Raw genomic sequence first — 12912 nt, forward strand, 5'->3', positions numbered from 1 at the left:
GCGTCGATCACGGCCGCGCTCGCGCACGACCCTCGCCGAAGTCCAGTCGTCAACTGTACCGCATCCGTCCCGCCCGCCGGGCTCGACTGCGGCGGGCGGCCGTCGGTCGTCGGTCGTCCGGTCGCCGGCCGTCGGTCGTCGGTCGTCCGGTCGAGAATCCGGCGATGCGGGGTGCGGGCTCGGCACGACTCCGGTTCTTTGCATCCTCGGCGGGGACCCGGGGACCCGGGGGCGTCAGGACAGGAACGCGTCGATGCGCTCGAAGGTGACGTCGGGGCGCTCCAGGTGCGGCAGGTGCCCGGCCCGCTCGACGACCTCGAACCGGGCGCCCGGGATCCCCGCCGCGACGACCCGTCCGTACGCCGGGGTGCCGATCCGGTCACTCGCACCCCACAGCACCAGCACGGGGACGTCGATCCGTGCGAGCTTGCCGAGGAGCTCGGGGTCGTCACTGGCGATCGCGGCCATGGTGCGGCCGTTCCCCTGCTGGATCGCGCGCTGATGCTCGGACAAGCCGGCCGGATCGACGTACCCGCGCTCCGGATCGTGCCACGCCGCCTCCGCGAGCCCCCGGGCGTCGAGTGCGAAGAAGTCGGCGAGCGGCTCCCCCTCGACGACGGCCCCGACCCCGTCGATGTCGACGACGGCCCCGACGACGCCCGCGAACCGTGGGCTCTCCGCCGCCTGCAGTGCCATCTCGAGCGCGAGCCACCCGCCGATCGAGGACCCGACGAGCACGACGTCGCGTTCGCCGCGGTCGACGAGGAGCTCGAGGTACGCGGTCGCGAGTGCGGCGACCGAGTCGATGGACTCCGGCCGGACGGTGCCGTCCCACCCCGGGTGCGTCGGTGCGAGGACGTGCATGTCGTCGGCGAGGTGCTCGACGATGGTCGCGACGGTCCGGGGTCCGCCGCCGCCGTGCAGGACGAGAGCAGTGCGTCGAGGGGCGTTCGCGCTGACCGAGCCGGTCGGGGTCGGTCCGGTCTCGACGATGGGGACGGTGATGGTCATGGTTGCTCCTCGGTGTGTTGACTAAACATGCTTATATACGTCTGTTGATACCGTAGCACCATGCCCACCGATCTCGAAGCCCTCGGCCAGGCGGTCAAACGCGCGCAGTACCGCAACCACCGGACGATGGATGCGGCGCTCCGTGAGGTCGGCACCACCCTCGTGCAGTGGGACGCGCTCCGGGCCGTCGAGCGGATGCCAGGGGCGTCGGCGCACGACCTCGCGCTCGCGACGTTCCAGAGCGACCAGGCGTTCGGGACCCTCGCGAACCGGCTCGTCGACCGCGGGCTCGTGATCCGGTCGGCGGGGCGCGGGCGTCGGATCGAGCACCGACTGACCGACGAGGGCGCCGCCGTGCTCGAGGCGGGTCACGTCGTCACCGCCGACGTGCTCCCCGGGCTCTTCGCGCCGCTCGACGAACAGGCGCGGGCGACGCTCATGGCGCTCCTCGGCGAACTCACGGCGGACGCATGACCGGGTCCTCCACCGACGTCGCGCGGTTCCTGCCGACGGACGTGCTCGGTCGGTGGATGCTCGCCCGCACCGTGGTGGACCGCGCAGCCGGCGAGACGCGGTCGGTCGTGGGCACGACGACCCTGACGCTGGTGGACCCGGACCGCGTGCGGTGGGAGGAGTCCGGCACCATGACCTGGCCGGGCGGGAGCGTGCCGGTGTCGCGGACGCTCTTCGTCACCGCGGAGCGGACGGGCGAGCGCACGGCGGGGTGGATGGTGCGGTTCGCCGACGGTCGCGCATTCCATCCTTGGCGCCCGGGGGCCGAGGTCGTGCACGACTGCGCGCCGGACACCTACCGCGGGTTCGTGGACGGCTCCCCCGCAGCATGGTCCGTCGTCTGGCAGGCGACGGGGCCGGCCAAGGACTACCGCATGGAGAGTCGCCTCACCCGCCCGTGAGCTGCTCCGCTGCGGTGATCGCGGCGTCGAGCGCTCCGTGGGCGGCGTCCGCGGCCCGGGTCGCCTCCCGGAGCTGCCGCTCGAGGTCGGCGACCACCCCGTCGGCGGCCTCGGCGCGCGACCGGGCCTCCGCCTCGGCCCGTTCGGCCTGGGCGAGCTGCTCCCGCCGTGCGCGATCGGCCCGCTCCTGCTCGGCCCGCTCCTGCTCGGCCCGCTCCTGCGCGGCCCGCTCCTGCGCGGCCCGCTCCTGCTCGGCCCGCTCGGCGGCGCGCTCTCGTCCGGCACGGCTCACCCCGGACGTCCGGCCGCGTCCGCCTCGGGCCGGCTCCGGCGCCGACCGGTCGGGGGCATCCGGCGCGGACGGGTCAGGGGCGTCCGGCGCGGACGGGTCGGGGGCGTCGTCGTCCGGCTCGGGAAGGTCGATCGCCCCAGGCACGGCGATCGCCCCCGCGAGGTCGACACGGTCGAAGCCGACGGACTCGAGCGGACGGACGAGCAGCCCGGACCTGATCGCCGTCCCCGCCCACGGATCCGCCATCCCCGCCTCGATCGTCGCCCCGACCTGCGCGAGGACTGCCGCCGCCACCGCATGACCCGTGTCCTCGGCGAGTTCCGCGCCGGTCCGCACGAGCGACTCGACGAGCGCGCGCCGTTCGGCCCGGAGTCGTCGGATCGCTCGTGGATCGGCACTCGCCTGGGCGTCGCGGAGTCGCGGCCCGAGGTCGACGGCGTCGTCCAGGGCACCCTGCCCGGCGAGGAGGTTCACCACCCATGCGGCCGGCGTCGGCTTCCGCAGCGACCCGATCACCGTGGCGCGGGCACGGTCCTCCGGTCGGGCCGCCCGGCTCGCGGCCGTCCGCTCCGCGACGAACTCCCCGGGCCGCACCGCGAGGAGCCGTCGCACGACCGCCTCGAGTTCGTCCGCCATGCCTCCGAGTGTGCACGCACCGGTGCCGACCGGCGCGGCGACCTCGGTCCGCGGCGACGCGTCCGGCCTACGGGCTGCGTCACCAGTCGTGGACGGTCCCGTCCGCCAGCCGGTTGAACGGCAGGTACGCCTGCTCGTACGGGTACTTGCCGGCCTCGTCGACGTCGAGGCTGACCCCGAGGCCCGGCTCGTCGCCCGGGTGCAGGTAGCCGTCGGTGAACGTGAAGGTCTGCCGGAACACCTGGTTCGTGCGGGCCCCGTGCTGCATGTACTCCTGGATCCCGAAGTTGTGGATCGCGAGGCCCAGGTGCATCTGCGCCGCCAGGCCGACCGGCGAGATGTCGGTGGGCCCGTGGAAGCCCGACTTGATCTGGTACATCGCGGCGTAGTCCATCGTCTTCCGCAACGGCGTGACCCCGCCCATGTGGGTCACGGCGCCGCGGACGTAGTCGATGAGCTGGTCGCGGATGATGTCCTTGAAGTCCCAGATCGTGTTGAACACCTCACCGATCGCGAGCGGTGTCGTGGTGTGCTGCCGGACGAGCTTGAGGGCCTCCTGGTTCTCGGCCGGTGTGCAGTCCTCGAGCCAGAAGAGGTCGAACGGCTCGAGGCTCTTCCCGAGCTTCGCGGCCTGGAGGGGGGTCATCCGGTGGTGGCCGTCGTGCAGCAACGGGACTTCGGGTCCGAACTCGTTGCGGACGGCCTCGAACACGGTGGGCAGGTGCCGGAGGTACGCCCGGGTGTCCCAGTCCTCCATCGCCGGGAACGCACCACGCTGGGCGGGTTCGAAGTCGTACCGGACTCCGGTGTTGCCCTCGGTGGTCCGGTTCGACGCGATGCCGTAGATGCTCTCGAGCCCGGGCACACCGGTCTGCACGCGGATCGAGCGGTAGCCCTCCTCCTGGTGCGCGCGGATCGAGTCGAAGAGCTCCGGCAGCTCCTTGCCGGATGCGTGCCCGTACGCCATCAGACCGGTCCGGGAGGCCCCGCCGAGCAGTTGGTAGAGCGGCAGTCCGGCGCGTTTGGCCTTGATGTCCCAGAGCGCCATGTCGACGGCGGCGATCGCGGCCATGGTCACCGGGCCGCGCCGCCAGTACGACGAGCGGTAGAGGAACTGCCAGGTGTCCTCGATGCGGCCGGCGTCCCGACCGACCATGAGCGGCACGACGTGCTCGGACAGGTAGGCGGCGGCGGCGAGTTCCCGGCCGTTCAGGGTCGCGTCACCGAGCCCCGTCACGCCGTCGGCCGTCGTGAGCTTCAGCGTCACGAAGTTCCGGTCCGGGCTCGTGACGATGACCTCGGCGCGGTCGATGAGCTGCCCGCGGTCGGAACTGGCCCAGGTGTCCGGGCGGGACGAGGTGGGGGCGTCGGTGTCGGTCATGCGTGTGCTCCTTCGGAGAGTGCGGGTACTGCGTTCCGGATGCGGTCGACGGCGGCCGTGACGGACGGGACGAGCGTCTCGACGTCGGTCTCGGTTCCGTTCTGCGGGTCCCGGAGGACGAGGGCGATGACGTCCGACACCGTGACCGACGGTCCTGGTGCGCCGGGGTCGCTGACGAGGTCGGATTGGGTCGTCAGGTGCAGCCACCATGCAGCGAGGGCCGTCGCGGCGCCGTCCCCGATGCCGCCGGCCGGGTCCGAGGCGAGGCGACGCCCGAGCGGTGCGCCGATCCGGACCGGGAGCTTGGTGGCACCGTCGGACGCGATCTGCCGCAGGGTGTGCCGGATGCGCGGGTTCGCGAACCGGGCGCGGAGCGCGGCGCGTGCACCCGCGATCTCGGACGCGGGCAGCGGGAGCTCGGCAGCGGCCTCGTCCCAGAGCGACTCGACGGCGCTGCTGCAGAACGGGTCGGCCATGGCCTCGGCGACGGTCTCGTGGCCGAGGAGCGGGCCGAGGTAGGCGAGGAGCGAGTGGGAGCCGTTCAGGAGCCAGAGCTTCCGTTGCTCGTAGGGCTCGACGTCCGGCACGACGAGCGCCCCAGCGTCCTGCCACGCGGGCCGGTCCGCCGCGAAGTCGTCGGTGATCACCCACTCGGTGAAGGGCTCGGTCACGACGGGGATCCGGTCGCCCGGAACGGCCCCGGGGAGCGCCGCGACCGCGTCGACGTCGGCGGGCGTCGTCGCAGGGGTGATCCGGTCGACCATCGAGCTCGGGAACGCGACGTTCGCACCGATCCACGCGACGAGGGCGGGTTCCTGCCGCGCGGCGTCCAGGACCGCCGAGCGGAGGACGGCGCCGTTGTCGGTGAGGTTGTCGAGGCTCATCAGCGTGACCGGGCCGGCGCCGGCGTCGCGGCGAGCGCGGAGCCCGTCGACGACCCGGGTCGGGACGTCGGACGAGCCGCGGTAGCCGTTCTCGGTGACCGTGAGCGTGACGACGGCCGTCGTCGGGGACGCGACCGCGTCCCTCCAGGCCGCGTCGTCGGCCCCTGGGTGTGCCGCGACGACGACGTCCATCGGGACCGCGGTGTCACCGTCCGCGGCGCGGACCACCAGCGTGTAGGCGCAGTCCTGCGCGACGAGGGCATCCGATGCCGCGGAGGACCGTCCGGTGAAGGCCACGATCCCCCAGTCCGTCGGCGCGGTGTACGCGGCGAGGTGCGCCCGCGCGAACGCCCCGATCCCGAGGTGCACGACCCCCGGTCGACGGCTCACGTCGGCACCGGGGCGGTCAGTGCCCGCAGGTACGCGAGGTCGTCGGCGGTCCTGGCCTCGAGTGGCAGGTCGGTGGAGAAGTCCTCGACCGTCACCCAGCCGTCGTAGCCGACGGTCCGGAGGTCGTCGAGGTACGCGGAGACCGACGCCTGCCCGGCGCGGAGTGACGCCCACTCATGGACCCAGATCGCACTGCCGTCCGGACGCGTGTCACCGGTCGGGACCCACCGTGCGTTCTTGACGTGCACGTGGGCGAGGTACGGGCCGAGCATCTCGAACGCCGCGAGGTGGTCCTCCTGTCCCTCGATCACGAGGTTCCCGAGGTCGTGGATGACGCCCACCTGGTCCGGGTCGAGTCCGTCGAGGAGACGGAGCGCGGCCGACGCCGACGGGGTGATGGTCGTGTGGTGGAGCTCGACGAGCGCCTTGACGCCGAGGCGTCCCGCCTGCTCGGCGATCCAGGACAGGTCGGCTCGGGTGCGATCGAGGAGCACAGGGTAGGGCTCCCCGGTCCGGGTGTGCGGCATGGTGACGCGTACCTGGCCGGCGCCGAGCTCAGCGGTCGCACGGAGCATCGTCAGGACGCCGTCGTGGTCGTCGGCGAACCGGTAGCCGCCGATGCCCGAGTAGGCGAGCCCCGCGGTGTCGGTGATCCTCGCGATCTCGCCGAGCGACTCCATGAGCCCGGTGAACGCCCAGTTCGCGCGGTTGCCCGCCCAGAACCCCGCCGAGCCGTCGACTGCGGGCTCCTGGTCGGTCACCCGCCACTCGATGCCGTCCCAGCCCTGCGCGGCGAGCGTCGTCGCGGCCTGCTCGGGCGTCCAGTCCGGAGTGGAGGCGGTGAAGACGGAGAACCTCATCGAGCGACCTCGTCTCGGGACCGGACGACGGGATCGACGTCGTCGTGCACGCCCGCGAGGACGTCGTCGATGCGAACGGGTCCACCGAGCGTCGCCGACACGTACAGCCCGCGGACGGTCGCGAGCGAGAGCAGTGCGTCGTCGACGGTGACCCGCGGCGGACGACCGGAGCGGATCGCGTCCACGACGTCCGCGTACTGACGACCGTGACCGGCGAGGAAGTGCTCGGGCTCGCTCGCGCCGCCGACGACGTGTTCCGGGGAGACCATCGACGCCTTCTGGTCCTCGGCGCCGACCGCCGCCTGCGTGCCGCTCGTCGTCGCCGCGGACACCAGGGTCGCGGCGTCCGGCGCGACGTGGAAGTACGCGAGCTGGTCGTCGTCGACGACCGCGGACCCCTGCGTGCCGTACACGGCGTACCGCGCGGAGAGTCCCGGGTAGGCGGCGGTGGTGCTGTGGATCACCGCGATGGCGCCGGACTCGAACCGGACCGTCGCGACGGCGACGTCCTCGACCTCGATGCGCTCGTGCCCGAGCAGTGCGGTCTGCGCGGAGATCTCGACGGGCCGACCGAGGGTCCAGACCAGGAGGTCGACGGTGTGGACGCCCTGGTTCATCACCGCGCCGCCGCCGTCGAGTGCCCAGGTGCCACGCCAGTCGCCGGAGTCGTAGTACCCCTGCGACCGGTACCAGGCGACGCTCGCCACCCCGGACGTCACGGTGCCGAAACGACCGTCGTGCGCGGCGTCCGCGACGACCTCGGACGCCGGATCGAACCGGTGCTGGCTGATCACGGAGACGACCTGGCCGGCGTCCCGCGCCGCGGCGGCGAGTTCAGCGATGCGTCGACCCTTCGGCATCGTCGTGTCGAGCGGCTTCTCGATGACGACGTGCTTGCCTGCCGCTATCGCGACCGCAGCGAGGTCGACGTGCATCCCGGACGGCGCGCAGATCGCGACGAGGTCGACGTCGGTCGCGGCGATCGCGGCGTCGATGGTCGTGGCGGTCACCGGACGGTCGGCACCGGTGGCCGCGACCTCGTCGGCGACGGACTCGGCGACGCTCCGGTCGACGTCGACGAGCGCCAGGACGACGAGGTCCGGCGAGGCGGCCGCGACCCGCGCGTGGTGGCGCCCGATGACGCCGGTCCCGACGATGGCGAGTCGGACGGGTTCGGTGCTGCTCATCGCAGGGTGACTCCGATCTGGTCGGTGAGGGTCCGGAACGCCCGGCCCGCACGTCCGAACGCGGCGGGCCCACTGAACCCGCCGAGGGTGCTCGTGTCCGCGAGGTGCGGTTCGAGGGACGCGTACCCGGTGTACCCGGCATCGCGGAAGGCGGTGACGGTCTCGAGGAGTTCGCCGTCGCCCTCGCCCGCCGGGACCACGGTCGAGTCGGCGGAGCGGGCGTCCTTGACCTGCAGGTAGTCCGTGTACCCGGCGAGGAGCGGCCAGGCCTCGGTGAACGGTCTGACCCCGCACTGGACGTAGTTCGCGTTGTCCCAGGCGAGTCGCAACGCGGACGACCCGACCGACTCCACGATGTCGAGCACCCGCGACGGGACGTCCCCGTAGATCTCCTTCTCGTTCTCGTGGAGCAGGGTCACGCCCTCGCGCTCGGCCAGGTCGGCGAGCGCCCGCATGCGCACGAGGACGTCGTCGCGGACGTCCTCCGGCGACTGCGACTCCTGCCGGAAGAACGAGAAGACGCGGATGTTCGAGGTGCCGAGGGCATGAGCGGCCGCGATGGCACGCGACAGCCGGGACACCTCGTGGTCCACCGGCAGCGCGACGTCGACCTTGCCGATCGGCGACGCGATCGCCGAGACGCTCTGGCCGCGTTCGTCGAGGATGCGGTGCAGGCCGGCGAGCTGGTCCTGGTCGAGGTCGACGACGTTCACGCCCCAGGCGCTCCTGACCTCGATCGCCGAAGCGCCGAGCGCCTGCAGCACCGCGGTCTGGATCGCCGGGTCGGCGTCGATCTCGTCGCCGAATCCGGACAGTGTCCATTCGAGCTGGTCCGTCATGAGGGTCCCTTCCTGCGGGTGGTGATGGATGCAGTCTGGAGGGGCGAGTCCGGCCCGACCCGCGCCTCCCGTCCGTCTGTGGAGAACTGGCGGAACCGGCGCGCTGTGCAGGAGCCGCTCACTTGACGGACCCGGCGGTCAGCCCGCCCACCAGGTACCGCTGGAACACGAGGTACAGCACGACGACCGGCAGCGCGCAGATGATCGACGCCGCCATCATCTGCCCGTACACCGGGATCGCCCCGCCTTCCTGCGTCGCGCCGAACGTCTGCAACGCCACGGCGATCGTGCGGGTGTTCGGCGTCGTCATGATCGACGCGAACAGCACGTCGTTCCACCCGAGGAGGAACGCGAAGATCGCCGAGACGACGATCCCGGGCCAGGACAGCGGCAGCACGATCCGGGTGAGGATCCGCGTGTTCGAGGCGCCGTCGATCCGGGCAGCCTCCTCGAGCTCGCGGGGCAGGCCGCGCAGGTAGGTGACCATCACCCAGGTCGAGAACGGCAACGCGAACGTCAGGTACGTCACGAACAGGCCCCAGCGCGATCCGATGACGTGCAGACCGGTCGCGGACGCGATGTTCGAGAACACCACGAACACCGGGAGCAGGAGCAACGTGCCCGGGATCGACTGCAGCGCCAGGAGTCCGCGGAGGATCGTGACCCGCCCGAGGAACTGGAACCGGACGAGCACGTAGGCGGTGGTCACGGCGAGGCCCGCACTCGCGATCGCGACCGCCCCGGCCGTCAGCAGGCTGTTCACGAGCCCTCGGCCGAGCGCGACCGTCGACCAGATGTCCGCGTAGTTCGCCCAGGTGAACTGGGAGGGCCAGAAGTCGCCGCGCGCCACCGCGACGTCCGAGTTGAGCGACCCGAACAGGATGAACAGCACGGGCACCGCGATGAACAGCAGCAGCAGGGCGATCACCACGACGAGCAGCCAGCGGGGCAGCAGTCGGGTGACGTCGGTCTCCCGACGGACGTGAGGTTTCCGCCCCGGTGGCACGGTGACGCTCTCGGTGAGCGTGACGGGGTCCACGGATGCAGTGGTCATGCGTTCTCTCCCGTGTCCAGCTTGACGACCCTGAGGTACACGAACAGCGGGATGGCGACGATCACGAGCGACAGGATGGCCATGGCGGCGGACAGCCCGAAGCGGAAGCTCTGGAAGCTGGCGATGTAGGTGAGCACCGGCATGACCTCCACGCTCGCCGGCGTCGGGATGCCGAACAGGACGAAGGGCAGGGTGAAGTCGTTCACCGCGTGCAGGACGCCGAGGATGATCGCGAGCGCCATCGGGCCGCGCAGGTACGGGAACACGATGTACCGCAGCTTCGCCCACCAGAGCGCTCCGTCGATCGCGGCGGCCTCGTGCACCTCGGTGTCGACCGACTGGAGGCCGGCGAGGGCGAGCAGGTAGACGAACGGCCACGACATCCAGATCATCACCGCGCACAGCGCCCAGTAGCTCCCCGGGCCGTTCAGCCAGAGGGCGTCCGTGCCGAGCGAGTGGTTCACGACCCCGTCCGGCTGGAGCATCGTGCGGAAGACCGTCGCCGTGACGAACTGCGGCAGCACGTACGGCACGAGGAACGCCGAGCGGACGAGCCCCCGCCCCCGGAACGCGTTCTGGGTGGCGATCGCGGCGGCCACCCCGATGGGGAGCGACACCGCGGTGACGATCACGGCGAGGGACGACGACACCCACACGGAGTGCAGCAGGGGCGAGTCCGTGATCGCCTCGCCGAAGTTCGCGAGTCCGACGAACGGCGCCTGGAGCCAGTCGCGGAGCGTGTACTGGTCGAGGTCGAGCAGCGCGATGAACACGCCGACGAGCAGCGGCACCACGATGACGACGACCATGAGGACGCCACCGGGCAGGAGCATCCAGAGCGGACGCTGTCGCCGTGAGAGCGGGGTGCGGTGCGGGGCGTGGTTCCGCGGTGGGCGCGCCGGACCCGTCCGGTCGAGCGGACGCGTCACGGCGTCCGGGGCGTGCAGCGCCATCAGAGGCCTCCGTTCTTCTGCCGTTGGATCGACCCGGTGGCGTCCTTCTGCGCCGCCGCGAGCCGTTGTCCGAGCGCTGCGTCGCTGACGTCGCCGGCCTTGAGCCCGGGGATCGACTGCGTGACGACGTTGACCAGCGCGAGCTGGATGTCGGCCCACGCGCCGGTGAAGGCCGTCGGCTCGGAGAGCGTGCCCGCCTGGACGATCGGAGCGAGCTTCGGGTTCTCGGCCGCGAGCTCGCCCGCGGCCGTCTTGTTCGTCGGCAGGTCGCCGAACAGCTCGTAGTAGTGCTTCTGCGCCGATGCGGTGGTGATCTCGTTGACGAACTCGAACGCGAGCTGCTGTTTCTCGGCACTGGAGTAGTTCGCGACGACGAGGTTGTCGCCGGAGAGGATGCTCGCGGCGGCGACCCCGCCTGCCGGACGGGTGTCCGCGCCCGGCGGGACCGTCGGCAGCACGGCGAACTCGTAGTCGTTCGCGACGGGGGACTTGTCGAGGTTCGGGATCGCCGTCGTCGTGGTCATCGGGAAGAACGCGGCCTTGCCGTCGGCGAACGCGGCGAGCGCCTGCGAGTTGTTCCACCCGACGGCCGCGGGGTCGACGACCTCGTCCTTCGTCATCCAGTCGAAGTACGTCTGGTAGGCCTTCTGGACCGCGGGTCGGTCGATCGTCGCCGTCGAGCCGTCGACGATGTGGTTGCCGGCGTTCTGGGACATCCCCCACACGTACTTCCACGGGTCGAACCCGTCGGCGTAGGCGACCGCGAGTCCGTACGTGCCGTCGCCCGTCGTCGCCCTCGCATCAGCGGTGAGCTGGTCCCAGGTGGTCGGCATCTCCGTGATGCCGTGCTCGGCGAGGATCCTCTTGTTGACCGCCATCACGAACGGACGGGAGTGCTGCGGGATCCCGATCTGCCTGCTCGACGACGGCCCGGAGATGCCGAGCGTGGCCGCCGAGAACCGGTCCTTGCCGCCGACGGCGTCCCAGTCGGCGTCGGTCAGCCGGACGAACGCCCCCGTGGCGTAGGCGGTCGGGGTGAAGGTGGTGCCGATCGAGTAGACGTCCGGACCCTGGCCGGAGATCACCGAGGTCTGGATCGCCGTCAGCTCCTCCTGTCCCGAGGCGTAGGTCTCGAACTGGACGTCCGCACCGGTCTTGCGGTGGAACTCGGCGGCGACGTCGCGCTGCCACTGCGCGTACTGCTCGGGGTAGGTGGTGTTCGCGCCGATCATCACCCGGAGCGTGTCCGGGTCGTCCCCGCTGCCGTCGACGACCGCGCAGCCCTGGAGCGCCAGGACGGCAGCCGCGACGATCGCCGCGCCCACGGCGAGCTTGCTGGTTCTCCTCATCGAGCCGTCTCCTCCTCCGGGACCCGCTGGGACCGGCGACACTGCCGGATGACCATCAGTCTCGGACCGGTGGCAACGCGACGGCAATCGGTTGCCGTTTGTTGCCAGACCGGCCTAGCGTGCACATCATGTCGACGACGAAGGTCACGATCCGTGACGTCGCGCGGGCCACCGGGGTGGCGCCCTCGACGGTGTCGCGCGCGCTCTCCCTGCCCGACCGGGTCAACGCCGCGACGCAGCAGCGCATCCAGGAGGCCGCACGGGAACTCGGCTACGTCCCGAACTCCCCGGCCAGGGCGCTGACCTCCGCGCGGACCCGAGCCGTCGCGGTGCTCGTCTCCGACATCACGAACCCCTTCTACTTCGACGTCATCCGCGGCACGCAGCACCAGCTCGCCGGGGCCGGGTGGACGCAGCTCCTGGTCGACACGCAGGAATCCGCCGACGCCGAGATGCGTGCCCTCACCGCGCTCGCTGCGAAGGCCGACGGCGCCGTCCTCACCGCGTCCCGCCTGTCCGACGCGCAGATCGCGAAGATCGCCGAACGCACCCCGCTCGTCGTCGTGAACCGCCGTCCGGCCGGCGTCCCGTCGGTGCTCATCGACACCCCCGGCGGCGTCGAACAAGCGCTGCACCACCTCGTGTCGCTCGGGCACCGGGACGTCCTCTACGTCGCCGGACCGGACACGTCGTGGTCGAACCAGCGGCGATGGCGAGCGCTCGTGGCCGGCGCGAAGCGACTCGGGATCCGGGTCGTCCGGATCGGGCCGTTCGCACCGTTCGTCGACTCCGGCGCGGCCGCTGCCGACGCGGCCGTGCACTCCGGCGCGACCGCCTGCATCTGCTTCAACGACCTGATCGCGATCGGGATGCTCGGCCGACTGCGTGAGCGCGGGGTCCGGGTCCCCGCCGAGATGAGCGTCGTCGGCTGCGACGACATCTTCGGCGCGGACTTCTGCAACCCGCCGCTCACCACCATGACCTCGCCGATCGAACGCGCCGGACGGGTCGCCGTGTCGATGCTGCTCGGCCGGCTCGGCGTGGTGCCGTCCGAGGGGATCCCCGGCGAGACGATGCGGGACGCCGTGGTGCTCCCCACCCACCTGACCGTGCGTGACTCGACCGGCCCGGCACCGGTCCACACCCCTGCAGCCGACTGAAC

The 12912-nt window shown here is 71.8% G+C and carries 13 protein-coding genes; 3 read left to right on the plus strand and 10 right to left on the minus strand.

The window, feature by feature from the left end; translation table 11 throughout:
- Nucleotides 1-234: 234 nt before the first annotated feature.
- Nucleotides 235-1011 (minus strand): alpha/beta fold hydrolase, encoded by a 777-nt coding sequence (locus ACO0E0_RS09855; protein WP_422871226.1) that lies wholly within the window; start codon nt 1009-1011, stop codon nt 235-237.
- Between the two features lie 60 nt (nt 1012-1071).
- Here ACO0E0_RS09855 and ACO0E0_RS09860 point away from each other — a divergent pair, with 60 nt between their 5' ends.
- Both ACO0E0_RS09860 and ACO0E0_RS09865 read left to right on the plus strand, forming a co-directional pair.
- Nucleotides 1072-1485 carry a MarR family winged helix-turn-helix transcriptional regulator gene (locus tag ACO0E0_RS09860; protein WP_422871227.1) on the plus strand — a complete coding sequence of 138 codons (414 nt, stop codon included), beginning with the start codon at nt 1072-1074 and terminating at the stop codon, nt 1483-1485.
- Nucleotides 1482-1925 carry a DUF6314 family protein gene (locus ACO0E0_RS09865; RefSeq protein WP_422871228.1) on the plus strand — a complete coding sequence of 148 codons (444 nt, stop codon included), beginning with the start codon at nt 1482-1484 and terminating at the stop codon, nt 1923-1925. Before ACO0E0_RS09860 ends, ACO0E0_RS09865 begins: the two co-directional genes overlap by 4 nt.
- Here the strand turns inward: ACO0E0_RS09865 and ACO0E0_RS09870 are convergent.
- From ACO0E0_RS09870 to ACO0E0_RS09910, 9 genes are all read right to left on the minus strand, one after another.
- Nucleotides 1912-2853: a hypothetical protein gene (locus tag ACO0E0_RS09870; RefSeq protein WP_422871229.1), complete on the minus strand. Its 942-nt coding sequence runs from the start codon at nt 2851-2853 to the stop codon at nt 1912-1914. The two genes, ACO0E0_RS09865 and ACO0E0_RS09870, sit on opposite strands and share 14 nt — an antisense overlap.
- A gap of 79 nt (nt 2854-2932) precedes the next feature.
- Nucleotides 2933-4234 (minus strand): D-mannonate dehydratase ManD, encoded by a 1302-nt coding sequence (gene manD / locus ACO0E0_RS09875; protein WP_422871230.1) that lies wholly within the window; start codon nt 4232-4234, stop codon nt 2933-2935.
- A complete protein-coding gene (locus tag ACO0E0_RS09880) occupies nt 4231-5508 on the minus strand; it encodes a mannitol dehydrogenase family protein (RefSeq protein WP_422871231.1) in 1278 nt (425 codons plus the stop codon). The genes manD and ACO0E0_RS09880 overlap by 4 nt, the downstream gene beginning before the upstream one ends.
- Nucleotides 5505-6368: a sugar phosphate isomerase/epimerase family protein gene (locus tag ACO0E0_RS09885; protein ID WP_422871232.1), complete on the minus strand. Its 864-nt coding sequence runs from the start codon at nt 6366-6368 to the stop codon at nt 5505-5507. Before ACO0E0_RS09885 ends, ACO0E0_RS09880 begins: the two co-directional genes overlap by 4 nt.
- Nucleotides 6365-7555 carry a Gfo/Idh/MocA family protein gene (locus tag ACO0E0_RS09890; RefSeq protein ID WP_422871233.1) on the minus strand — a complete coding sequence of 397 codons (1191 nt, stop codon included), beginning with the start codon at nt 7553-7555 and terminating at the stop codon, nt 6365-6367. Before ACO0E0_RS09890 ends, ACO0E0_RS09885 begins: the two co-directional genes overlap by 4 nt.
- Nucleotides 7552-8394, minus strand: coding sequence for a sugar phosphate isomerase/epimerase family protein (locus tag ACO0E0_RS09895; RefSeq protein WP_422871234.1), 843 nt, complete (start codon nt 8392-8394; stop codon nt 7552-7554). The genes ACO0E0_RS09890 and ACO0E0_RS09895 overlap by 4 nt, the downstream gene beginning before the upstream one ends.
- Nucleotides 8395-8512: 118 nt before the next feature.
- Complete coding sequence (locus ACO0E0_RS09900) at nt 8513-9448, minus strand: carbohydrate ABC transporter permease (RefSeq protein ID WP_422871235.1); 936 nt, start codon at nt 9446-9448, stop codon at nt 8513-8515.
- Entirely contained in the window at nt 9445-10401 is a 957-nt protein-coding gene (locus ACO0E0_RS09905; RefSeq protein ID WP_422871236.1) for a carbohydrate ABC transporter permease, read from the minus strand. Before ACO0E0_RS09905 ends, ACO0E0_RS09900 begins: the two co-directional genes overlap by 4 nt.
- Nucleotides 10401-11750: an ABC transporter substrate-binding protein gene (locus tag ACO0E0_RS09910; RefSeq protein ID WP_422871237.1), complete on the minus strand. Its 1350-nt coding sequence runs from the start codon at nt 11748-11750 to the stop codon at nt 10401-10403. The genes ACO0E0_RS09905 and ACO0E0_RS09910 overlap by 1 nt, the downstream gene beginning before the upstream one ends.
- A 128-nt stretch (nt 11751-11878) precedes the next feature.
- Between ACO0E0_RS09910 and ACO0E0_RS09915 the strand changes: the two genes are divergently transcribed.
- Complete coding sequence (locus tag ACO0E0_RS09915; protein WP_422871238.1) at nt 11879-12910, plus strand: LacI family DNA-binding transcriptional regulator; 1032 nt, start codon at nt 11879-11881, stop codon at nt 12908-12910.
- The last annotated feature ends 2 nt before the right edge of the window (nt 12911-12912 follow it).

Origin of the sequence: Curtobacterium phyllosphaerae (assembly GCF_049341865.1) — a bacterium.
In the GTDB taxonomy this organism is placed as follows: Bacteria; Actinomycetota; Actinomycetes; order Actinomycetales; family Microbacteriaceae; genus Curtobacterium; species Curtobacterium phyllosphaerae.